The following is a 24,413-nucleotide window of genomic DNA, read 5'->3' as shown; positions in this document are numbered from 1 at the left end:
TGTTTGAATCGGTCATGGTTATTCTCCTTTGTCTTAATAAATTTATTGTACATGACCTTAAAATATCTGTCTAATTAATTGTAACCTATCCAATTTCTGATTCTAGTGATTCCTGCCATGAACATGAATGCCATAACTAAATCAATCAAAAGTAACGGCCCTACTACTGCTTCTTGATGAACCTTTTTCGGCACTAGACTACCAAACTCGACTTGCAGTAGCAGATGATACACTTCTCCGTAATGTGTATTACGACAGTTCAACATTTGAAATACACCAAAAGAGAATGGTAAGTAAACAATTACAAAAATAAGTTATTGGAAAGAAATGTAGTGAATTTATTGAAGATGGAGACTGTATTTTTATTGACAGTGGCTCCACAACATATCATATCGCTAAGCATCTTAAAAATAATAAAAATCTCACAATCATTACTAATTCCATACCAGTTGTAAATCAGTTTATAAACACTGATTGTGAGATTAGGTCGTTACAAGAAGAAAAATCATCGAAAGATCTAAGGAAGTCTTTGTGGCTGCTGATAGCAGTAAATTTGGTACAAATGTAACAATAAACATATCACCCATTAATAATATTGATTATATTATTACGAACTCTTATTTAAATAAGAACATCGCTAATAAATTCAAAAAATTTAACACTAAAATTATTTTAGCTGAAGACTAAGTCTTCAGCTAACTATTTTCATCTCAAACTTTAAAAGCGTCACACAAATCTGTCCATTGCCACAAGAATCGTTTTTAGAAAGATTCTTTAGACAAATTCATTTATTCTATGGAAAATAATAGCCTATACATAGGATTCGTACTACTAACATAGGCACAACTATAATAATATATATAAATCATCATTAATACTATCAAAGACTAGTTCTAATCATACTTTCCACTAACACTAAGTAATCTCCTTTATATTCAATACTATTTTTAATAATTAATATTGCGAGTCCATGAACCATACTCCATAGTAATAATGTCTTTTGCATATATAAATTTTCATCTAATTTCATTTCCTTAAAAAATCTTTCTGCACTATCTTTAAAAACTCCAAAGGCACCCACTTTATCATCCGGAAATTTATCATCTTCTATTCTTACAGGATATGCATTATCTGACAGGAACATAAATTTTAAGCACTCTGGATTTTCCACCATAAACTTCACATATGCTTTTCCCATTTCAATAATTTGTAATTTAGGTTCATTTGGATATACCTCCGTTACCGCTAGTAATGCTACGTAAAATTCTTTCCAGACCTCTTTAATTATTTCACTAATAAGCGCATCCTTATCCTTAAAATGTTTATACGGGGCACTATGGCTTACGCCACACATAATTGCAACTTTTCTTAAGGAAAATCGCTCAGTACCTTCTTTATTTAGCAGTAATAATCCATTATGAATAAGCTCTTTTTTTAAATCACCATGATGATATGTTTTTCTATCCAATTCTAGTTACCTCCCTAAAGCTTAGAATATATTTCAAATGATCTCTATGATAAAAATCATATCACTTTATGTTTACATTGTAAACTTATGGGTGTATAATTAAATTTAAGTTTACAGTGTAAACATACTTTATAAAAGAGCATTTGTGCAATCTCACATCATATTAAATGTACTGACTCAATAGAATCGCTTCGATAAAACCAATAAATAATAGGGGTGTTGTTAATGAAAATAGTAGTTTTAAATGGAAGTCCTAAAGGGGACATGAGTGTTACTATGCAGTATATAAACTATATTCAAAATAAGTTTAAGAATCACGAATTAAAAATAATTAATATTTCTCAAAGAATTAATCAAATAGAAAAGGATAAAAAAACTTTTGAGGATATAATCCATGAAATAAAATTTAGTGATGGCGTTATATGGGCATTCCCTCTTTATGTTTTTACTATTCATTCGAATTATCAAAGATTTATAGAATTAATTTTTGAAAAAAATGTTGTAGATGCTTTTGACGGGAAATATACTTCAGTTCTTGCTACATCAATTCACTTCTATGACCACACTGCAGTAAATTACATGAATTCTATTTGTGATGATTTAAATATGAATTATGTAGATTATTTTTCACCAGAAATGTATGACTTAAGAAAGGAGGATACACAAAAAAATCTATTACAATTTGCTCAAAACTATTTTAATGCAATAGAAAACAAAGTAATTACTTTAAAAAATTACAATCCGATAAAATATTCTCCAAATAAATATATTCCTGAAATTACCCATCATAAAATAGATGTTTCAAATAAGAAGGTGGTTGTAGTAACTGATTCTTTAGAAGATATTAATTTAAAAAATATGATACATAAATTTAGAAACTCATTTTCCCAAACTATAGAATTAGTTAATCTTCAAGATATAGATATAAAAGGAGGCTGCTTGGGTTGCTTAAAATGTGGCTATAACTATGCGTGCGCTTACACTGGTAAAGATGATTTTATTAACTTTTATAATAGTAAATTAAAAACTGCAGATATAATAGTTTTCACCGGTGCTATTAAATACAGACATTTATCTTCTACATGGAAAAGATTCTTAGACAGAGGATTTTTTAATACTCACACCCCATCTCTTTCAGGTAAACAAATAGGTTTTATTATATCTGGTGCCTTAAGGCAAATACCTAATTTAAGACAGATATTAGAAGCCTATACGCAATGGCAAGGCTCCAATTTAGTTGGGTTCGTCACTGACGAGTATGATACCAGTATAGAAATCGATCAGCAATTATATGTTTTCTCATGCAACCTTATTAAATCATCAACTGTAAATTACATCAAGCCCGCCACGTTTCTTGGTGTAGCAGGTATGAAGATATTTAGAGATGAAATATGGGGAAATTTAAGATTTCCGTTTGTTGCTGATCATAACGCTTATAAAGCACTTAATGTGTATGATTTTCCACAAAAAAATTATAAATCTAGAATAAGGAATTTCATATTCATGTTAATGTGTAAATTTCCTTCCATAAGAAAAAAAATTTATTCAAACCAAATTAAATCTTCAATGGTTGTACCCTTAAAAAAGATTGTGGAAGATACAACGATTTAGTTCTGAACAAATATAAAAGGATCTGTCTGTACTACATTTTAGATGCATACAGTGCAGACCCTTTTATATTGAATCTCTCAAATCATAGCCTCATGATCTCCGAAACAGTGCAATATGAGTTTTTTCACTTATACGCTGCAAACAAAACATAAATGGCATAATCAGCGCCTGAATCAGAACCCCTTCCAGATGCATAACTTATGTTTTGGAAAATAATTTTCAACTTATACTCATTTTTTATAACATCAAAGCTCATCTCTTTTAGCGGTAACACTTCCTTCGTCACATTGGTTTCTTCGCCAACGATTCCTTTAGCAAATTTATTGAGATCTGTTCCAACAAGTTCAGTACCGAATGAATCCAAAATAGAAACACGCACTTCATCATTTGGAATCCTGTTCACTTTCAATCGATACATCTTACCATTTAGTTCAAAATCAAAGTCTTTCATTTCTTTTTCGTTCATATATCTGCCTACAAAGGTATTGAGCAGAACATCATATCCTGAAACTAGTAAAGGTTGCTGTGTATCCAGTGAAACATTAATATATTGTTGATCTCCATTCTTATGGGTAGGATACGTCGGTTTATACCCAAAGGTTGCTTTGAAATCATGATAGATTGTAAAATCCTCTGGTAGCCAGTCTATATACTCCAGTGAACTGCTTCTTTCGAGATAATACAAAATATTAGTAGTCTCAACTTTGGTATATTCAGATGCATCCTCTTTCTTGATAATTTTACCATCGATAAGCATCCCTTCATTTTCAAGGATAGATTGAATTCTGTTAATTTGGCTCCTTCGAGAGACAGTAAAAGCATCCACCGGGGGAATAATTGAAATGATTGCGAAGGCAGCAGCAAGTAAAGCAATTCGTCCATTTTTTGAAACCGTGCTAAAACTTAAAAGCGCCCCCACTATGATGGAGAAGACTCCAAAGATAGCAATATAGTATCTTGACTCAGTTACACCATATGTATTCAAACGAATGCCAACAGAGATTAACTGCATGATCACAACAGGAATAAGAATTTTCGGAAATATCTTACGATAGAATAAAACAAATCGATTTTCGAGTAAACTTGATAGTACAAAAATTAAAAGGCCGGCTATCGAGTAAATCAATACCATTGGTCCAACCTGCCCAAACGGCCACGTGAGCGTGAAAAGTATCTTTACAAAATAAGCAATTAATACTAACGTATATACACTAATCAAAGGAATTGCGATATTCGACACCAGAATATCAAGGGATTTTGGATAACTACTGGCGTGTTTGACTATGCTTTGATCTGCTTCAGATTCTGAATTAAATCTTGGCAGGAGCGATAAATAGTAAACAGGAGCAAATACCACCCAGATGACCGTCATGGTGTACGCATACGTATCATCATTGACTTTAAAAAGCAAAATGTCAATGGTTCCAATAATAGCTGCAATTCCTGCCGAAAGAACAGCTGAATAGAGCACAGAAGTAAAAATAGATTTAAAGTGAACCAAAGCAACTAAGTTAAAGTTAACTTCCGACTTATAAGGCGGGATCCACAGTACCATGCAAACTAGCGCAAAAACTGCAACGAAACTTCTTATTGTGATCTCAGCACTAATTTCGGGTGCAGGCAACAAAATCAGAAAATAACCTGCAAGAAATAGCGATGCTACTCCATAGACTAAAACCCTCTTTCCGGAAAGCTTGTGAAATCTTTCAACTACGAATTGTGCAACCATGCCCAAAACTGCACCTACCACAAACGTAAAAATCAGCTTTTGAAGCATCATAGACAGTACCTCATCAATGGCGATCAATCTAAAAATGATGGAAGCAGCTGACAATAAATTGACCACCGTCATTGGAAAACGAAATCCTGCTAGAGAAATTCCTTTGATACTGCTGGCCAAAATTTCTTTTAAACGTCTCACAATATTTCACCTCACTTGTATGATTAGAGAACAAGACACCAAAATTTTTACAACCATTAGTCTATATATATTCATTTTTCCAAATAAATCTCCTCTTTAAAATTGCCCTCTTATATATAGACGATTCCACCTTTGAAAAAATTATACGTGCATATTCAATATTTTTTTACTACTGCCATACCAAATATTATATATCAAATTCTATTCTCAATTCAGCCTTCTGTAACTAAACCAATCTGGTCTTAAATCAAAATCTACTTCACTTTCAATATGTAATAAAGCACCTACCGCATTGGGTAGGTGCTTTTTATTGATTATGACTTCCGCACTGGCCTGATATACTTCCAAAACCGCTCCGGATTAAATGAAAAGTAAATTATTCTACCGGGGGAAGTATCAAAGCAGTAACCGGTTCCTGCAAAATCAAAAGTTGCCATTGCCTTTTCCATCTTTTCCTCCACACTACGATTTTCCTGCTCATAATCGAATGGCGCATGTTCAAAAACAATATACTCGGCTTCGGGAACATCCATCATAAGTATTTGTGGTGGTACTTCGCCTTTATAATCAAAAGGAAGACGTGCACCATAACACTCTGTACGTGGAATACCCCAATCGCAGAGTCTACCGTCTGGGTCATTAATGTACGCCATAATCTGACCGCTGCCGCTGTTAGATTCGCTCCCACCATCGTCATCCAATTTGCCCTTGATACTATCGAGTACGCCGCAAATTGTTTCGCAGTCCTGTCCCGGAATCAGACTTTGCTTTTGCCAAAAATCCCAATACCCATTACTCTCATAATTTTTAATGTGCAAAAATTTGTGTGCGGGAATGGTTACAAAATAAATTTTAACATTATCTGTAGATTTCATCATACCCATCTCTCCAAATCCTAAAAAGTAGCGGTCGAAAGGGTTTATTTTTGTACGAAGAACGACAGGCTTAGGCTTTTTTCGGTATTCACTTGGAGTTACACCATATGTTCCCTTGAAAGCTCTGGTAAAAGCTTCATGTGATGAAAAACCATATTCAAAAGCAATATCCAAAATGCTTTTTTCACTATCCCGAACCTCTTTTAGTGCAAAGGCTAATTTTCTATGCCGCAGATAATCCCTAAATTGCATACCCGATATTTCCTTAAATTTTCTCGTAGTATGAAATTTGGAATAACCTAACTTGCGAGAAAGAAATCGTAGCGTTATTGCTTCACTGTTACGATTTTTAATACACTCATCTATTTCATCAACCATTATTTGGATTTGCTTGTGCCACTCATACATTCGTCTGTTCACCTCGTTTCAACCACTCTATAGTCATTATAGTGTAATGGAAATTGCATTGCTTGATTTTACTTGCGAAAAAGAGAGGATATATTTTATTCCTTAACTCGCCTAATATAAATTTTCAACGCTTACACAACATCAAACACCAGCCCCACCTTATCATAGTAATGCAGTTATGAATTCTTACAGGAATAATGCTATCCCCAATCCCTCTACTAATAACCATAACACGATTACCAAATTTATACAATATAAAAGCATATTTAGGAATCATCCCTTGACCAGGAGATATAATTCCTTTATTAAGAATAGGAATTCTAAACTGGCCTCCATGCGCAGGTCTGCCGTTGCCGATGACATAGGAAATATATTGAAAAATAAAAAAAAGACAGCAATCATGGTGACCCATAACATAGCAGAAGCTATGTCTTCTAAAAGACAGGCAAATTTGTGGCATAAAAAAATCCAACAACATATACGAATAGATTGTCCCTGGATTTTTATTTGTATTGTTATTATATAACTAATCTAGTAAAATAATAAAAAATAATCAATGTATTTCATTTAGATATTTCCAAAGACTAAAGGTAAGTTTGAAACATAAAAAAAGAAGATATGCGCAAGTATATAAAAAATATTAAGACTACTATTCTTCTTTGATTGTTAATTAAAAAGCTTATACTATAAAGGAGGTGTATTCATGCCTAATAAAATGATGAAGCGTTGGGTTGTTGTATTTGGTGCTGTATTATTACAAATGTGTATAGGTGCTATTTATACATGGAGCTTGTTTAATCAGCCACTTATGGATAAATTCGGTTGGGAAAAAAGTCAGGTAGTTCTTACTTATTCAATTGCTGTTTTTGTTTTTGCTTTCTCAACTATTTTTTCTGGTAGACTACAAGATAAAATAGGCCCAAGAAAAGTTGCTACTATTGGTGCTCTCCTTTATGGTGGAGGACTAATACTCACCTCTACAGCTACCTCTCTTACCCAATTATATATTTATTATGGTATTATAGCTGGAACTGGAGTTGGTTTTGCTTATGTTTGTCCATTATCTACTTGTGTTAAATGGTTTCCAGAGAAAAAAGGTTTTATTACAGGTATAGCCGTTGGTGCTTTTGGACTTGGTAGCTTAGTTTTCAAATCTGTCATTCAACATTTCCTAGCTAGTAGTGGAATTTCTTCAACATTCTTTTATTTAGGTACAATCTATGCTATTTTAGGTTTCATTGGATCTCAATTCTTAATCCTTCCACCAACTAAATATCAATCAAGTATTAAAAACGCTAATAATCCTAAAGAAACTGTCTTTAGCACTTTAGAAATGATTCAAACCAAATCTTTCTATTTTATTTGGATCATGTATTTATTTGGATGTATGAGTGGACTTTTAGTGATCGGTCTTGCTAAAGATATTGGGATGCAATTAGCTGGGTTAGAAGCTTCTGTAGCCGCAAATACAGTTGCTATGATTGCACTATTCAATGCTAGTGGAAGACTTATATGGGGTATACTTTCAGATAAATTATGTAGAATAAGAGTCGTAACAATGATGTTTATAATCTCTGCGCTATCCATGATTAGCATGAGTATATTTGCTCTAAATTACGTTACTTTCTTCGCCTCTTTAGCTGGTGTTGCTTTTTGTTTTGGAGGATTCTTAGCCGTATTCCCAACAATAACAGGAGAATTTTTTGGTATTAAAAATTTAGGTGCAAACTACGGAGTTGTTTATCAGGCATATGGCATTGCTGCATTAGCCGGTCCAATAATCGTTACAAATGCGGGTGGTTTAAAACCTACATTCTTGATCGCTGCTGTCCTTTCTGTAATAGGTGCTATTTTGACTTTCACCGTAAAACCTCCTCCAATAGATCATATATAATCAAAAGTAAAAATCTTCCTTCTAACAGGAAATTCCTCTATCTATGCTTCTATAGCTACATCTTGATCTAATAAAAATATTGAACTTACTAAATTTGAAATTTTTCAATATAAATTCTTTACAAAACTTCTTAAAATTCAAGAAAAGTTTTCTTATGAGAAAGAATTTCCTTGTATCCTAGATCATGTTCATGCTTGATTTTCGCCTTCGTTTTCACATCATCTTTTTCTTTTTATTCTATCCTATGGTTGCAGTCCCTCTTAAATATTTATTTGACTTGTAATAAATTACTTGGATATAAAATCTTATCAAACCCCATGAATTCAATCTATTAACTTGTAATACATGTAAATATGTAAATATGTAATGTTTTTATTGTTAACTGTTTATTTCATTTGAAACGGCACTATTAATAAAGTAACAAATATTTTGCCATTGAATAATATAAAAATATACTGAAATTTTCGGCTTAGGGGGAATATACCCATGGGAAAAATTGTGGATATCAAAAATATATCAATGAATTATCATACTTTAGAACGTGAAACAATCGCTATAAAAAATTTATCTTTTGAAGTATACAAGGGAGAAATCGTTGTAATTGTAGGACCTAGTGGATGTGGAAAATCAACTATTTTATCTATCATATCAGGACTCCTTACACCTTCCTCTGGTGAAGTGATTGTAAATGGTCAGCCAGTAAACGGCACAAACAAGACCATAGGTTATATGTTTCAAAAAGACCATCTATTCGAGTGGAGAAATATATTAAATAATGTTCTGATTGGACTAGAAATCCAAAACAAATTAAATGAAGATACAAAAGCTAGCATAGAAAAGCTACTAGAGATATATGGATTAGGTGAGTTTAAATATCATTACCCAAGACAATTATCTGGTGGCATGCGACAAAGGGTTGCTCTTATTAGAACCTTGGCAATCCAGCCTGAACTACTACTTCTTGATGAACCATTTTCCGCACTAGATTATCAAACGAGGCTTGCCGTTGCAGATGACATAGGAAATATATTGAAAAAAGAAGAAAAAACAGCGATTATGGTAACCCATGATATAGCAGAAGCTATCTCTATGGCAGACAGAATTATTGTATTATCAAAAAGGCCTGCATTCGTTAAAAGTATCCATAAAATCAAGCTAACCCTTGAAAATGAAAGAACACCTCTTTCATCTAGAGAAGCTCCTGAATTTAAGGACTATTTTAATACCATATGGAAGGAGCTTGATGTGCATGTTAGATAAAGTAAACAGCCCTAACCATCTAAAAAATATAAATAAACACGTTTCTAAAGAACATCTTCATTTTCTATGGATGCATCAAAAGAAAAAAAAGGCGATTTTAATTACGCAAATTTCTTTACTTATAGTATTTTTTGTTTTTTGGGAGGTAGCTGCTAGAGCAGAGTTGATCGATACATTCCTTACAAGTTATCCTTCTCAAATGTGGCAGGTGTTTATAAAACTTGCAAAGAGCGGTTCTCTTTTTAAGCATATTGGTATCAGTTCTTTTGAAACCATTGTAGGTTTTTTATTGGGAACTTTCTTCGGAACCATTGTTGCTATTCTTTTATGGTGGTCTGACTTTGTTTCTAAAGTATTAGATCCCTATATGGTTGTATTAAATGCATTACCTAAAACAGCACTAGCCCCTATTATCATACTTTGGGCAGGTGCTGGTATCACCGGGATCATTTTTACTGCAATGACCGTATCCATTGCCTCTTGTTACGATACTGCATATTTGTCTAGAAACTGTCATATATATTATCATGGATGCTTATATGATTATGCTAAGGGTGATACAAAGGATAATCAGTAAAGAAAAGGAAGAACAACAGAAAAATAACGAAGGATAGAAATAAATTCTGTCCTTCGTCTTCTTATTCTGCTTTACACCACAATTATACAGTTATCTTTTCAATACCCATAATTGCAAGTATCAGATTTCCTAACAGATATATTATCATCCAACTAGACATGAACAGATAAGCATATAATTTTTTCTGTGTTTTATTCTGTTCAATATATGCTTTTATGCTCATTCTATTCTTAAACAAAATAACGCAGGCAGCTAGGAAAAACCCTCCCATCACTACATTAGACAGTATATTACCAGATGTCTCATTCATATTCTTCAGTAAATATCCCATTACATCACTAAATAAGAAATTATTTAGTATATGCATAAGGATTGACCACTTAATAGAATACTCTATCGCCACATATCCTAATATCAGACCAACCATAGTAGCAAATATTCCTTGAATGAGATTCGCATGAAATGCACCGAACAATACTGCTGAAATTATAATTGCAAACAGTTTTCCATAGGGTTCCAGTTTTCTGAGCACTGCACCCCTAAAAACAATTTCCTCTGCAATGGGTCCTAAAAATGACGTATACAAAAACATTGAGATTGTGGTACTGCTTGACGAAGCCGTCTCTATATCTCCTAATATACTGTAACCATATTCATTCAAAATTTTCTCAGCCAAGAGCCCTATCACAAAAAACATAATCTGTGGTGCCATAAAGCAGACAAACAACTCAAGAAATTTTTTTGAATCCATTTCGCCATGAACTACAGTTAAATCATGAATAAATAATTCCTTTTTACGATATAAAAGAATTATAATCATCCCAATAGCGATTCCAACAATACAGATCACTCCGTTATTCTCCATTTTCAAGACACACGATTCTAAATATTCATACCCCTTATTCATATCTTCCATATTTTCTATAAAAATTTTAAAGCTGAGGCCAATTATATATAAGAACATTACTGCAAACATCATCACCGTATACCAAATTAAAGTTCGCGCCAGTTTATTTATGTCCTTTTTAAATAGCTTCTTGTCAATCTTTTGAATAACTGCATTTTCATACACAGCCTTTTCCTCCTCATATTAATTATTTATTTGAAAGTATCTTATCAAAAAAATAATTAATATTGCTGTTTTTTGGATAAATCGTATTATCTATGTGACGAATTGCACGCTTCATGGGTTGGAATTAAAACTTCCGTAATAAAATACCAGTCTCCCTTTTTCTCTTGGCAGAAAAGGTTCATATCACCACTATAATTCTTAACAGCACTACGAATATTTTCTAACCCAAAGCCATGATTTTCTGGATCTTCCTTATGACTATGCACGTTCCTGTTTTCAATCTTCACCTGACTTTTGCACTGATTTTCAAACCGAATCAGTACAAAATTAGAGCTTTTTTCAATAGTAATAGTCAAGATTTTATTTTCTTTATCTTCAAGTTTTCTTAATGCCTCCATTCCATTATCAATAGCATTGGCAAATATTTTGCACCAATCAATCGCCTTAACATTTGTTGCAAAAGATAATTTTCCGTCAACTTGTATAGATATATTAAATGCTTTCGCCTCTTGATATTTTGAACCAATGATAGCATCAACAATATCAATATTTGTCTGAATATTGGGTGATAACCAAGAAACCGTTTCTATCATCTCCTCTAAATAAGCCTTTAATTCTTCTTCTTTACCTGCATCCAGTAGGATTTTCATGCAAGCTAAATGATTTTTCATATCATGACGCATTTTTTGTATTTCTTCTTGGGTTTTCTTATATGTTTCAAAATGCTGCATCTGCATCTCAATAATCTTCTCATTATTTTTATTTATTTCCATGTAATATTGTGCATAGGTTCCTTTTATGAGCATCTTTATCATAATCCATAACAATAAAGCCAATCCTATCCATACACCCAATACTGTAATGGATGTGTATTTTCCAAAGACGGATACAATATTCCCTTCAACAAAGATCAAGGAAACTGTTACTATAAAAAAAGACGTAATACATATAGAAAATCGTTCATTACGTTTTATACATCTTGTAAAATGATATTTTTTATCCAGATAATATAATATCAGCAAAAACACCAATAAAAAAATATCCCCTATAATATCGAATGGATTTACATCTGCTAAACCAGATGAATTACTCATGAAAATTCGAAAGAAAAGCCACAACATGGATACAGGTACAATACCGGCCGCCAAACTCGGAAAAATCCATAGCATCTGTCTCAGTCTTTTTTTAGGCACAGAAAGGAAAAATACAGCCATACATAGAAAAACAGTTACTGTCAATGCCAATTCCGTGCCCTTTTCTGTACTTGGCATAAATAACCCGAGTACAAATACCATCAATATGGCAGCCAGTATAACTTTTCTCACTTTCTGTATTGAAAAACCATATATGTATCTGTATATCATACATATTTCAAAAACTGTGAACGGATATGATATCTTTTCATATATATCATTTATCATTTCCATACTAAATTCCTCTTTTTCTAATATTACAAATAATTTTATCCCTTAATTCTTTTTCTTTTCCTCTGCTTACAGGAATCATCTTATCCATTTTCATCTTTACCTTGTTCTTATTGTAAGAAATAACATAATCTAAATTTATAATATAGCTTCTATGACACCGATAAAACTGATTTTCATTAAGTTCCTCATCCAATTCCGTAATCCGTTTACGCACCTTTATTTCTTCTAACCTTTCTTCTTTTCTATTGCCCATCATCACATACAAGTAAACATCATTCCTCATTGATTCCATATAGATTATATTCTCTAAATCAATGACTATATCTTCGCTATTAATATGTAGTATGAGTTTTTTCCTTTGTTGAATTCTATTATTGATCTCCCTTAACGTTTCTAATAATTTGGTTTCCATTATTGGTTTTGACAAAAACCGAATCGCACTTACTTCATATCCCTCCATTGCAAATTCAGTATGGCTCGTCAAAAATACAACCATTCCTTTACTGTCATATTCCCTTATTTTTTGGGCAGTGGCAATTCCATCTAATCCACCCAATTCAATGTCCAAAAATAATAAATCATAAAATTGTCCGCTCCTATATTCTTGCAACAATTCTTCACCAGAAGAAAAAGTTTCAATAACAACATCCAAACTTTTATAATAATCATTTAAAAACGCCATAAGTTGTCTTTGAAATATTATTTCATCATCACAAACTGCTATTTTCACATTCAATTCCTCCAAATAAGAAAAATCAATACTATAAATATTTTTAACCCTTGTAGTGTTTCTTTAAGGCATCTGCTCTAATAGCAGCGTAAAAATTTTCTTTTTTATCATATCCTATAGCTTAAGATAACTCAAGTCAAAAACTTCTTTTTAATCACCATTATACATATATAACTAACATAGAGGTGGTTTTATGAAGAAGGCCAGTATATATATACGTGTTTCAACACAAGAACAAGCCAAAGAAGGATATTCCATTGCGGCTCAACAAGATAAATTAATAGCCTATTGTAAAGCAAAGAACTGGAGCATTTATGACATTTATATAGATGATGGTTATACAGGTACAAATCTAGATAGACCTGGAATCAATCAACTTCTAGACCATCTCAATGACATCGACATTGTACTCGTCTACAAGCTAGATCGACTTTCTAGATCTCAAAGAGATGTTTTATACTTAGTAGAAGAAAAATTGCTAAATAGCAACGTGGATTTTGTAAGCCTCTTAGAATCCTTTGATACCTCTACCCCCTTCGGACGTGCTATGCTTGGTATTTTAGCTGTATTTGCTCAACTTGAGAGAGAAACCATCATCGAAAGAAGTAAACTTGGTAAGGAACGCAGAGCAAAAGAAGGTTTATGGCGTGGTGGTGGGAATATTCCTATTGGATATGACTTTGTAAATGATGAACTCATCATAAATCCCTATGAAACCATGCAAATACAAGAAATTTTTCATCTTTACACCCAGGGATATGGTCAAGATAAGATTGCTGCACTATTGAATGAAAAAGGACTTAAGACAAATAGCGGTGCAAAATGGACTGGATCACAAATAAGACGTGCCTTAAACCTTAAAACATATGCAGGATACATAGAATATAATGGAGAATATTACCCAGGCAATCATAAAGCTATCATTAGTGCCGAATTATTCGATACTATTGCAAAACTTCTTCACGAAAAGAAATCTAGTAAACATCCTACAGTGCAGAAAAGCAAATATTTACTTGGTGGAATGCTATGGTGCGGATATTGCGGAGCTAGGTTAAAAGCCAATTGGTCTTCAAAAGGCAAAGGTGGTCCTAAATACTATTTTTACATATGCTATTCAAAAGCCAAACGACCACTCCATATGGTAAAAGACCCTAATTGTCCATCTAAGTATTGGAAAATGAATAAATTAGATGCTATGGTTATTAAACAATTGCTTGAACTCCCTCTTAATAAAGATAAAATAATCGCTACATATGAAGAAAATAAAGAAGCTATTACATTCCATGAAGACAAGATCGTACTAGAACAACAAATTAGTGAGGTTGATAAGCAAATTGATCGCTTGATGGATCTATATCAAAACGGCAAAATTCCAGCACAAAAAATTTCTGATAGGATAGATAGTCTATATCAAGATAGAAAAAAATTAGAAAAAACAATTTCTGCCCTTGAAAAGGAAATGTCTGAAGAAGAACAACTTCATGTATCCTTGGATGAGGTTTTATCGATGTTAGGAAATTTTGAACCCATATGGAATGAAGCAACTTTTGAAGAGAAAAGAATTATTCTTAAAGATTTTATAAAGAAGATTGTTGTTACTGATAGAGTTGAGATTGTGTGGAATTATAAGAACTTATAGATATTATCCACACAAAATCTCAATATATTTTCCCTCCTATCTTGATTATTTAGTCGTTTTCAATGATAGATTAACATAATAACTAGAGCTTTTTTATTTGTAATTTTTAACTAACACAACGAGTTAACTTACCTTTCTTATTATGTCTTCGTATAATGCATCACTACGTTTAAGGTGTAATATGTTTAATACAGGTGCAAGAAAAAACGCAAGTCCCATTACTAATGCTTGACTTTTACCACCTTTATACATCAGTATCAACATCAAAAAAAGCCCTAAAATCACTCCCACTATACCCACCATATAGGCCATTCCAACACTAGAACCCTTTGGCTTTATCTCTCCAACCATATATACACCATCTTCTCTTTCTTCTGCTTTACCAATAAACTCAAATGAGCTACCGCCATCTTTTGTACTACTCAATTCAAATCTTCCATCAGCATATACTTCCCCACTTATTTGGGCTTTTCCCAACCCTTTTGTCGAATATATTGTTTTCTTTTTAATATCCCTACAGTTACTAACCAGCTCTTGTAATGTTGAGTACTTTGTTTTGATTTCTATATCTTTTCGTTTTGCCATTCTTTTCATCCCCTCTATTCTTGTTATCACTTATATATTTAGAGTTTTTTTATTTTCATTGATATAAGAGCATTCGAAGTTTTAAATACCTAGTTCACCACATTTTTACAAATTTTGTAATTATAGATTAATATCAGTATACTGTATTTGTAATATTTTTAAAATACCTTTTATCCATATTGATTAAAATTATCGCGATATACACCTTCTAACTCCATTTCATCATCGTAACACTACAACCATAACCGTATCTATCGTTGTTACTATCTTAGGTGTATACGGAGGATTTCGGGAAGTTGATGAAGATAAAATAAAAATGCTTCAAACCTTTGGTGCAACAAAGATGCAGGTATTACAAAATGTGATCATTCCATCAAGTATTCCTACAATCATTAATGCGCTTAAAATTAATGTAGGACTTTCTTGGGTGGGGGTTATCGTTGGAGAATTTTTGGTATCTCAAGCAGGAATCGGTTATTTGATCGTTTATGGTGGGCAAGTATTTAAGCTTGATTTGGTTATGACAAGTGTGATCATATTGGCAATACTTGCATCACTTATGTATCAATGCGTAGCTATTTTAGAGAAAAGATTAATGAAAGGCAGATCATAAAATAAATTTTTATATTCGAAGAAAGAGAATGCTTTTTGCATTCTCTTTCTTCGAATATTTATTCTATATTGTTTTGATGTAACTGTCAATTAAACTGTAGCCTTCTTAGTAAAAACTTAATGAAAGGTATATCCTATAATTTATAAAATAACTTGTTTACACATCGAAATATAGGCTACAATAGCAATATGGATAATTTAGCCTTAATTATACAAAAAAATTAGAAAGTGAGCATAAGTATATGTATAAATTTTTATTTAAATTAAATAAAGACTTATTAGATTTAAGCGCTATTGAACTTGATGATAAATCTTTATCTATTTTCAACAATATAGAAGATAATGAACAAATAATATTTACAAACGAAAAAGATGAGGAAAAAAATTTTAAAATCAATAAATCTGAAAAACTACTTCACGGTAGAGGGATTAAAAGTTTCTTTAAAAAATATTCTACTGAACATATCTTTATTGAACCTCTAGAAGAAAAGAAGTTCAAAGTATATGATATCGAAAAATCATCCACAACTTTTTTTAAGCAATTCCAAACAAATATTGAAAACCAAGAACGACTAGAAGAAGTAATAAATGCGCTAAACAATATGAAAACTGGCGATGAAAAATGGTTTGATATTTATCATATAGCACAATCATTCAGTTTAAATACTAAAGATGACAAGTTAATGTGTTTGCCCTATCTAAGAGAACTCCAACTCTTTGATTATCAATTAAAAACGGTTAAAGCAGCTATTAATAGATTTAAAGGTAGAGTTCTTTTTTGTGATGAAGTTGGTTTAGGAAAAACGGTTGAAGCAGGTATGACTATGATGGAGTATGTCACACGCGGTCTAACTAGAAAAATTCTAATCCTCGTACCTCCATCGCTTGTCGAACAATGGTATACAGAAATGAAAAGAAAGTTTAACCTAGATTTTATTCGAGCTGATGATCCAAAATTCAAATCTATGGGTGATGAAGCTTGGCATCATTATGATAAAGTCATTGCCTCCATATCTACTGCAAAGAGACAAAGTAATAGTGCTTTAATATCCAAAATTCACTATGACCTTGTAGTTGTAGATGAAGCACATCACCTTAAAAATCGTAATACAGTTGCCTGGAAATTTGTAAATACCCTTCAGAAAAAATATATTTTCCTGCTAACAGCTACTCCAGTGCAAAACAAATTGGAAGAACTATATAACCTTATTACTCTTTTAAAGCCTGGTCAGCTTAAAACTTATTCGTATTTTAAAAAAAATTTTATGGACGATAAAGAAGGTATAGAAGCAAAAAATGTTGATAAACTTCGCAACTTACTCTCTGGCGTTATGATTAGAAATAAAAGAAGTGACGTTGATATAAAATTCACCAAAAGAAGTGCCATTACATACAGCTTAAATCTACCACTTAAAGAACAAGAACTTTATGATAATATAAGTGCATTTATACGTGAAAAGTATTTTAGTGATACAACAGGTACGCTTACTAAATTTATGCTAAAAAAATTACAAGAGCAAATGGGAAGCAGTATACACTGCGCTGTTTCTACTTTAAACAAATACGCTGAGCATGAAAAACTTAGTATAGATGATAAACAAATTCTTAAAGATTTCTCAAACAATGCTCATGATCTATTACTTGATGAAAGCTACTCTAATTCTAAGATCAATCAAGTTCTTAAAATCATAAACGAAGTTAATGACAAGGTTCTTATATTTACTAAATACAAAGCTACTCAAAAATTTCTAGTAGATTATCTTAAAAAAACTGGTTTCCTTGTAGCTGAATTTCATGGTAGTCTTAAGAGAAAAGAAAAGGAAACGCAAGTAACATACTTTAAAGAAAAGGCACAAATTTTTGTATGTACTGAAGCTGGTGGAGAGGGCCGTAACCTCCAATTTTGTAATGCTATGATTAATTATGACTTACCTTGGAACCCTATGGCTATTGAGCAAAGAATAGGAAGAATTCATCGTGTAGGTCAAACGAGAGATGTTTTTGTATACAATCTTGCTGCTCAAAATACTGTTGAACACTATATTCTTGAGTTATTAGATAAAAAAATTAATATGTTTGAATTAGTAGTTGGAGAAGTAGATATGATTTTAGGGGATATCGAAGAGAATGCTGAATTTTCAGAAATTATTATGAGTACATGGGTTAATTCAAAAGATATGACTATCATGAATGAAGAAATAGAAAAGCTTGGTGAACAGCTTTTAGATAATAAACGAAAATATGTAAAAATGAAGGACTTAGATGATAAACTATTTGGTAATTCATTTAAATCAGATGATCTATAGGGGTGAATAATAATGAAACTTCAACATTTTGTAATAGATACAATTGAAGCTATGCATGGCGTGGTTGACCTGTTAGAATATGCGCTTTGTTATGTAATGCTCCCAGATGAATACAGTCATTATTTTAATGGTAAAACTGAAATGCTTTTAGCTTTTGACTTTGAAGTAGCGCAAGAAAACCCGAAAGCTGAATTTATTACCTTTGGAAGTTATACGCTTGAACAATTAACAACCATAGCCCATGAAAAATCTATAAGCACTATTCGCTATGCAGTAATAGATAGACTTTCTTTATTAAAAGCCGAAGATAAAATAAAAAAATTCTTAGATATGGATAAATCTCAATTAGAAATTCTACAACAAAAAGAAATAATGGGAAGATGGGTATGTTTTAATTATAAGATAGGATATACTGCACATGAAAGAACAGAAGAACTCAAGGATATTTGGATCAATCTGCAAAATGGAGCGATAGATACAAAAATACAAGAGAATAAAAATTTAATATTCCACGAAAAAAATCTAACTACGAACTATCCCATTCCCGAACAGCACAGTGTTTTTGAAGCTTTTGAAAATGCTTATTCATATGTAAAAATAGAAGCAGAAGAATATTCTAATGTTATGGTAGACAAAATTGAATTTAGTAAAGAACTTCAAAGAATAGATGAGTATTATAATGAACTTGAAATAGAAAATTCAAAAAAACTTGAACGAAAAGGTGTCACTGACAAAAGAAAATCTGAGCTTATTTCAAAAGCTGAAGCACTTAAATTAGAAAGACTAAGACAAAAAAAAGAAATGGAATCCAAATACACTGTAGATATAGATATAGCCCTTGATAATGCTGTAATATATTTTATACCATTAATAGAATACCATATAAACTTGAAATTTCAAGGGATTGTAGAGAAAAAAACACTTCACTATAATCCAGTGATAAAGTCTTTTTATAAGGTACCCTCTAACATTTAGTAAATGTACATACTCTATCTGTTATTTCTATGGAAATTAATTTATACTAGAAAAATCTCAATAAAATAAGAGGATATTATGGTCACTCCCAATTTTTTTCTCACTGATTGGGAGTAATATTTTCTAGCTGTTCTAATAATCTCATTGAAACATTTTTGATATTCTCATCATAACCATTTAGTATTTCATATTGGATCATCACGACAAGCAAAGCACCTATCATCATAGATGGATACGCTGCTAATAGTACTTCATGATAAAATACAAGCATACCCATACACAAGATACTTATGATGAAGGTTTGCATTAATTGTTTTTTTAGTCTATTGATACAATCATTTTTTTGCAAACAGTTTATGCTATGAAAACCGCCTCATGTTTATAAAATATAGAAAAATGCAAAAAACAATCCCTATAAAAGCAACCTCTTTATACCCATTTAAATAGCTAGACTTTAAAATACTAGCATTTAAAATTTTATTTCTGGAAATCACATCGCGGCTTATAGTCATACTTTTTTTTACACCTATTTCCAGTAATAAGATAGTCGTAAAAATAATTCAAGAAAAAATAAAGAAGATGTATTTCTCTACATCCTCTTTTAGAATAATAATCTTTCCTATCTATGTAATTATAAAATCTTTTGAATTTCTTCGTACTTATATCTTTTTATCAATTTTTCTTTTGCGCCATTGATGATGAGCAAATTCGCTTCATCTTCTTTTATATTAAATATCTTTCCCTTTTGCTTTGTACCCATAATATTTACTGGATCTCCCACCTTTAAAAGTTTCATCTTTTCACTACTGCAAAAACCACATTTTGTATCATCCTTTTCTATTCTTCTACAGTCTTTACAATAATAGAACTTTTCCATTTTTTATCCCCCTTATCTTCCTCTTATATTTCAAATTAACTTATATATTCTTCAAACATTCAGAATTTCCTTCTTATTCAGATAATTTCATAGTTTAAATATTTCTCATATGGAAGGCACAAAAAAAATCACTTTATATTACCAAGTCTTAAAATTACAAGCAACATAGAGTCATTTATTTTACACTTCTTTTGTACATTCGTAGATCTTTGTATGAGTATTCAAATATTAGAATGCTTTTAGCATATTTTAGAGGATGATTTCCAAATCATCAAACTGCATGCCGATTTGATTCTTTTTGTAATCCATAGAATCATCGCTTCTATTCCTCCACCAACGCGCATAATGCCTACCAACCCACCTAATGTTAAACTCGTCAGTACGATTCTTGCTGACCAAGGATCTCCTAACGCATTCCATAAAAATTCTACACCTTTTCCAAACCCATTAACAGGATTGCCATACGCAAGCATTGTCCCTGCAACCCATGTACCAATAGGCAATACGTCCTTCCTAATCGCATACCTGTCCCTCCTCAATAAAATTTATGTTTCATAATTACTATATGCTTTTAGTAAAATAATTGTTACATAAATCCTTTTGATGTTTATTATCTAAGAATGCAGCATCATGAACACTTTTTTTTATTTAGAATAAAATGTGCTATATGGATAATCGTTATCTGAAAAATCTTTATAAAAGGAGGCGCTCACATTGCATTTCATTCATGATATGATTGCTGATCGATTTAGGGATCATAGTTTTGATATCGCTAAGGAAGATTACAAATTTATAAAAATAAAAAAAGCTAAGGAAGATGTATTAAAAAAACACCCGGATGCAGAATTGATCGACATGGGTATAGGGGAGCCAGATCTACCTGCCCATTCAAGCATTGTAGAAGTTCTTTCAGCTGAAGCAGCAAAACCTGAAAACAGGTGCTACGCGGACAATGGGATTCCTGAATTTCAAGAAGCTGCTGCCAAGTATCTAATGGATGTTTATGGTGTAGATCATATTGACCCTTACAAAGAAATTCTGCACGGTGTTGGTGCAAAATCCATTTTAGCCACACTACCTTTATGTTTTATCAATCCAGGTGATATTACCCTTACAACACTTCCAAGTTATCCAATCATCGCTACCCATACAAAGTATTTAGGCGGAGTAGTCTATGGCTTGCCTTTAATTAAGGAAAATGATTTCTATCCTGATTTTTCTAATATCCCAAATATCATATTGTATCGATCCAAGCTTTTATATATCAATTATCCCAATAACCCTACCAGTCAGATTGCTACAAAGGATTTTTATAAAAAGGTCGTTGATTTTGCCCATAAACACAAAATTATTGTTGTCGCTGATTCTACCTATGCAACAACTACTTTTGATGGGGTAGCACCCTTAAGTTTCTTATCTATTGATGGGGCAAAAGAAGTGGGTGTTGAAATTCATTCTTTATCGAAAGCTTTTAATATGACCGGATGGCGGATTGCTTTTATTGCGGGAAATCCTGAAGCAATCAGTATATACGGGACTGTAAAAGCCAATTCAGATTCAGGTCAATTTCGGGCTATCCAAAAATCTGGTATTTATGCACTCAATCATCCTGAGATTACAACTGAAAACTGTATACGCTATTCAAGAAGATTCGATTTATTAATTGAAGCTTTAAAAGAAGTTGGTTTTGATGTAGAAAAACCCAAAGCTACTTTTTATTGTTATTTACCCATTCCAAAGGGAGCCAAATCAGGGAAAGTATTTAAAGATGCTAAAGATTTTTCACTGTATCTACTAAATGAAGCCTTTACTTGTACGGTTCCATGGAATACACCAGAGCCTTATGTAAGACTTTCAGTTACCTTTGAAGCAAAAGATTACGAAGAAGAAAAAAGAATCATCCATGAATTGAAAGAAAGGTTATTAAAGCTTCAATTGATATTCTAAAAATCTTTATATAAAAAGACTAGAAATAGTCCTAGTCTTTTATTGTTCGTTTATTTTTTTAGTCATTTCTGATAATCATTCGATAGTTAATATAAAAATCATCCTTGTCCTTACAATATGAAATCCCTACAAAACCGTGCTGTATAAGCGCTAATCACACCACTTTCAAGCCAATTACAGCTTAAAAGTGGTATTTCTCTATTTCATTATTTTGCACATATCATTTGTAAATGCTGCAGGATCTGTAATCGGTAATCCTTCAATCAGTAGTGCTTGATTATATAATAAATTTGTATATAGATTCAATTTGTCTTTATCTTTTTCAAAAGCTTCTTTTAATGATTGAAACACATCATGATGCATGTTTATTTCTAAAACTTTATCTGCTTTCATATTTTGATTGTTCGGCATCGCATTTAATATTTTTTCCATTTCGATAGTAAGTTCACCATCATTTGATAGACATACAGGATGATTTTTTAATCTTTTTGATGCTCTAACATCTTTAATCTTATCTGCTAAAATATTTTTCATCGCTTCAAACAATTCTTTATTGGTTTCATTATTTAAGCTAGCATCACTTTCATTTTCTTCTACTTCTATGCCTAAATCACCACTTGATACAGATTTAAATTCCTTTTCTTTATAGGTCATGATCATTCTTATCGCAAACTCATCTACCTCATCTGTAAAATATAAAATTTCATATCCTTTATCTGCTACAAGTTCTGTTTGTGGTAGTTTTTCAATTCTTTCATTGGATTGACCTGCTGCATAATAAATATATTTTTGATCTTCTGGCATTCTAGATACATATTCATCTAGCGTAACCAACTTTTTCTCTTTTGACGAATAAAACATTAATAAGTCTTGTAACATATCTTTATTGCTTCCAAAATCACTATAGATACCATACTTCAGTTGTCTTCCAAAAGATTCGTAGAATGTTTCATACTGATCTCTTTCATTTTTTAATAGGTTACTCAGTTCACTTTTAATTTTATTTTTGATGTTTTTGGCAATAAGCTTTAACTGTCTATCATGCTGTAACATTTCTCTCGATATATTTAGTGATAGATCTTCTGAATCTACAATTCCTTTTACAAAACCAAAATAATCAGGCAATAGTTCGGAACACTTATTCATAATCAAAACACCATTGGCATATAGTTCTAATCCCTTTTCATATTCTTTTGTATAAAAATCATATGGCATTTTTTCTGGAATAAATAAAATTGCATTATAGCTCACAGCACCATCCACTTTGATATGAATATGTTTGATTGGTTTGTCAAAACCATAGTGCTTTTCCCCATAAAACGCCTCATACTCTTCCTTCTTCAGTTCGTTTTTATTTTTTTTCCATATAGGTACCATGCTATTTACAATCTGTTCCTCTATGTATTCTTCGTATTCTTCTTCACTGCCTTCTTTTAATTTTTTTTCATATATATCCATTTTGATAGGGTATCTAATGAAATCAGAATATTTCTTTATAATAGATTTTAATCTGTATTCTTCAAGATAATCATCAAATTTTTCATCTTCTGTATTTTCTTTTATTTTAAGTATAATCTCTGTACCAGTACCTTCTTTTTCACATGGTTCAATGGTATACCCCTCTACACCATTAGATTCCCACTTGTACGCTTCATCACTCCCAAAAGCTTTACTGATCACGCTAACCGTATCCGCTACCATAAATGCAGAATAGAAACCTACACCAAACTGACCAATAATATCATATCCATCTTTTATCTCATTTTCTTTTTTGAATGCTAAAGATCCACTCTTTGCTATAACACCAAGGTTATCATCAAGTTCCTCTTTCGTCATACCCATCCCTGTATCAGAAATCTTCAATATTCTATTTTCTTGATCAGCAGATATTTTAATATAGTAATCATCTTTGTCGAAACGTAATGCATCATCTGTTAATGCCTTATAATAAATCTTATCCATTGCATCACTCGCATTTGAAATGAGTTCTCTTAAAAAAATCTCCTTGTGGGTATAGATTGAATTAATCATCATATCCATCAATCTCTTAGATTCTGCTTTAAACTGTTTGGTTTCCAAATCAATCTCTCCTCTCATAATAAAAACTACACGATAAATAGATTATCGTATTAAAAATATACTTAAATCATAAACCTTAATCTTAGCAAAAAAAAACCATACTTCTCATAATTCTATAGCCTATTTAATACAATCTTTTTTTGTTAGCAC

General features: G+C 31.8%; 23 protein-coding genes. 11 read left to right on the top strand and 12 right to left on the bottom strand.

All coding sequences use genetic code 11. From position 1 onward, the window contains the following. Positions 1–74: 74 nt before the first annotated feature. Positions 75–266, bottom strand: coding sequence for a hypothetical protein (locus tag EV214_RS19515; RefSeq protein ID WP_207669692.1), 192 nt, complete (start codon positions 264–266; stop codon positions 75–77). A 50-nt stretch (positions 267–316) separates the two neighbouring features. On the opposite strand from EV214_RS19515, the gene EV214_RS19720 reads away from it, so the two are divergent. After that, positions 317–568 carry a DeoR/GlpR family DNA-binding transcription regulator gene (locus tag EV214_RS19720; protein ID WP_207669693.1) on the top strand — a complete coding sequence of 84 codons (252 nt, stop codon included), beginning with the start codon at positions 317–319 and terminating at the stop codon, positions 566–568. Continuing rightward, positions 505–687: a DeoR/GlpR family DNA-binding transcription regulator gene (locus tag EV214_RS19715; protein WP_408631309.1), complete on the top strand. Its 183-nt coding sequence runs from the start codon at positions 505–507 to the stop codon at positions 685–687. The genes EV214_RS19720 and EV214_RS19715 overlap by 64 nt, the downstream gene beginning before the upstream one ends. Positions 688–880: 193 nt before the next feature. Here EV214_RS19715 and EV214_RS12760 read toward each other — a convergent pair whose 3' ends face one another. Then, positions 881–1,468 (bottom strand): TetR/AcrR family transcriptional regulator, encoded by a 588-nt coding sequence (locus EV214_RS12760; RefSeq protein ID WP_132246376.1) that lies wholly within the window; start codon positions 1,466–1,468, stop codon positions 881–883. A gap of 225 nt (positions 1,469–1,693) precedes the next feature. Here EV214_RS12760 and EV214_RS12755 point away from each other — a divergent pair, with 225 nt between their 5' ends. Next, positions 1,694–3,079, top strand: a complete 1,386-nt coding sequence (locus tag EV214_RS12755) for an NAD(P)H-dependent oxidoreductase (RefSeq protein WP_132246374.1) — start codon at positions 1,694–1,696, stop codon at positions 3,077–3,079. A 124-nt stretch (positions 3,080–3,203) separates the two neighbouring features. Here EV214_RS12755 and EV214_RS12750 read toward each other — a convergent pair whose 3' ends face one another. Both EV214_RS12750 and EV214_RS12745 read right to left on the bottom strand, forming a co-directional pair. Further along, positions 3,204–5,000, bottom strand: a complete 1,797-nt coding sequence (locus EV214_RS12750; RefSeq protein ID WP_243116658.1) for a DUF4153 domain-containing protein — start codon at positions 4,998–5,000, stop codon at positions 3,204–3,206. A gap of 314 nt (positions 5,001–5,314) precedes the next feature. Then, positions 5,315–6,283 (bottom strand): helix-turn-helix transcriptional regulator, encoded by a 969-nt coding sequence (locus tag EV214_RS12745; protein WP_132246372.1) that lies wholly within the window; start codon positions 6,281–6,283, stop codon positions 5,315–5,317. Between the two features lie 703 nt (positions 6,284–6,986). On the opposite strand from EV214_RS12745, the gene EV214_RS12735 reads away from it, so the two are divergent. The 3 genes from EV214_RS12735 to EV214_RS12725 all read left to right on the top strand — a co-directional run bounded on the left by EV214_RS12735 (position 6,987) and on the right by EV214_RS12725 (position 10,014). Beyond that, positions 6,987–8,177, top strand: a complete 1,191-nt coding sequence (locus EV214_RS12735) for an L-lactate MFS transporter (protein ID WP_207669690.1) — start codon at positions 6,987–6,989, stop codon at positions 8,175–8,177. Positions 8,178–8,663: 486 nt separating this feature from the next. Further along, positions 8,664–9,437, top strand: a complete 774-nt coding sequence (locus EV214_RS12730) for an ABC transporter ATP-binding protein (RefSeq protein WP_132246370.1) — start codon at positions 8,664–8,666, stop codon at positions 9,435–9,437. Further along, positions 9,427–10,014 carry an ABC transporter permease gene (locus EV214_RS12725; protein ID WP_132246368.1) on the top strand — a complete coding sequence of 196 codons (588 nt, stop codon included), beginning with the start codon at positions 9,427–9,429 and terminating at the stop codon, positions 10,012–10,014. The genes EV214_RS12730 and EV214_RS12725 overlap by 11 nt, the downstream gene beginning before the upstream one ends. 82 nt (positions 10,015–10,096) lie before the next feature. On the opposite strand, the gene EV214_RS12720 is transcribed toward EV214_RS12725, so the two are convergent. The 3 genes from EV214_RS12720 to EV214_RS12710 form a co-directional block, all read right to left on the bottom strand. Further along, on the bottom strand, positions 10,097–11,086 hold the full coding sequence (locus EV214_RS12720; protein ID WP_132246366.1) for a CPBP family intramembrane glutamic endopeptidase: 990 nt from the start codon (positions 11,084–11,086) through the stop codon (positions 10,097–10,099). An 86-nt stretch (positions 11,087–11,172) separates the two neighbouring features. Continuing rightward, a complete protein-coding gene (locus tag EV214_RS12715; protein ID WP_132246364.1) occupies positions 11,173–12,513 on the bottom strand; it encodes a sensor histidine kinase in 1,341 nt (446 codons plus the stop codon). Between the two features lies 1 nt (position 12,514). Then, positions 12,515–13,243, bottom strand: a complete 729-nt coding sequence (locus EV214_RS12710) for a LytR/AlgR family response regulator transcription factor (protein WP_132246362.1) — start codon at positions 13,241–13,243, stop codon at positions 12,515–12,517. A 193-nt stretch (positions 13,244–13,436) separates the two neighbouring features. On the opposite strand from EV214_RS12710, the gene EV214_RS12705 reads away from it, so the two are divergent. Further along, positions 13,437–14,882 (top strand): recombinase family protein, encoded by a 1,446-nt coding sequence (locus EV214_RS12705; protein WP_132246360.1) that lies wholly within the window; start codon positions 13,437–13,439, stop codon positions 14,880–14,882. A 123-nt stretch (positions 14,883–15,005) separates the two neighbouring features. On the opposite strand, the gene EV214_RS12700 is transcribed toward EV214_RS12705, so the two are convergent. After that, positions 15,006–15,467: a hypothetical protein gene (locus tag EV214_RS12700; protein WP_132246358.1), complete on the bottom strand. Its 462-nt coding sequence runs from the start codon at positions 15,465–15,467 to the stop codon at positions 15,006–15,008. A gap of 199 nt (positions 15,468–15,666) precedes the next feature. Here EV214_RS12700 and EV214_RS12695 point away from each other — a divergent pair, with 199 nt between their 5' ends. From EV214_RS12695 to EV214_RS12685, 3 genes are all read left to right on the top strand, one after another. Then, positions 15,667–16,080 (top strand): ABC transporter permease, encoded by a 414-nt coding sequence (locus EV214_RS12695; RefSeq protein WP_132246356.1) that lies wholly within the window; start codon positions 15,667–15,669, stop codon positions 16,078–16,080. Positions 16,081–16,321: 241 nt separating this feature from the next. Then, positions 16,322–18,385 carry a DEAD/DEAH box helicase gene (locus EV214_RS12690; RefSeq protein ID WP_132246354.1) on the top strand — a complete coding sequence of 688 codons (2,064 nt, stop codon included), beginning with the start codon at positions 16,322–16,324 and terminating at the stop codon, positions 18,383–18,385. 12 nt (positions 18,386–18,397) lie between these two features. Beyond that, positions 18,398–19,360: a hypothetical protein gene (locus EV214_RS12685; protein WP_132246352.1), complete on the top strand. Its 963-nt coding sequence runs from the start codon at positions 18,398–18,400 to the stop codon at positions 19,358–19,360. Between the two features lie 100 nt (positions 19,361–19,460). Here EV214_RS12685 and EV214_RS12680 read toward each other — a convergent pair whose 3' ends face one another. The 3 genes from EV214_RS12680 to EV214_RS12670 all read right to left on the bottom strand — a co-directional run bounded on the left by EV214_RS12680 (position 19,461) and on the right by EV214_RS12670 (position 20,740). Continuing rightward, positions 19,461–19,709 carry a hypothetical protein gene (locus tag EV214_RS12680; protein WP_132246350.1) on the bottom strand — a complete coding sequence of 83 codons (249 nt, stop codon included), beginning with the start codon at positions 19,707–19,709 and terminating at the stop codon, positions 19,461–19,463. Positions 19,710–19,991: 282 nt separating this feature from the next. Continuing rightward, positions 19,992–20,237 carry a hypothetical protein gene (locus EV214_RS12675; RefSeq protein ID WP_132246348.1) on the bottom strand — a complete coding sequence of 82 codons (246 nt, stop codon included), beginning with the start codon at positions 20,235–20,237 and terminating at the stop codon, positions 19,992–19,994. 239 nt (positions 20,238–20,476) lie between these two features. Next, entirely contained in the window at positions 20,477–20,740 is a 264-nt protein-coding gene (locus tag EV214_RS12670) for a hypothetical protein (protein ID WP_207669689.1), read from the bottom strand. A gap of 211 nt (positions 20,741–20,951) precedes the next feature. Here EV214_RS12670 and EV214_RS12665 point away from each other — a divergent pair, with 211 nt between their 5' ends. Beyond that, positions 20,952–22,184, top strand: a complete 1,233-nt coding sequence (locus EV214_RS12665; protein ID WP_243116657.1) for an LL-diaminopimelate aminotransferase — start codon at positions 20,952–20,954, stop codon at positions 22,182–22,184. A 198-nt stretch (positions 22,185–22,382) separates the two neighbouring features. On the opposite strand, the gene htpG is transcribed toward EV214_RS12665, so the two are convergent. Beyond that, positions 22,383–24,263: a molecular chaperone HtpG gene (gene htpG / locus EV214_RS12660; RefSeq protein WP_132246346.1), complete on the bottom strand. Its 1,881-nt coding sequence runs from the start codon at positions 24,261–24,263 to the stop codon at positions 22,383–22,385. Positions 24,264–24,413 lie beyond the last annotated feature (150 nt).

Origin of the sequence: Marinisporobacter balticus, assembly GCF_004345705.1 — a bacterium.
GTDB classification, from domain to species: domain Bacteria; phylum Bacillota; class Clostridia; order Peptostreptococcales; family Thermotaleaceae; genus Marinisporobacter; species Marinisporobacter balticus.
This window is presented reverse-complemented; position numbering and strand designations above follow the sequence as displayed.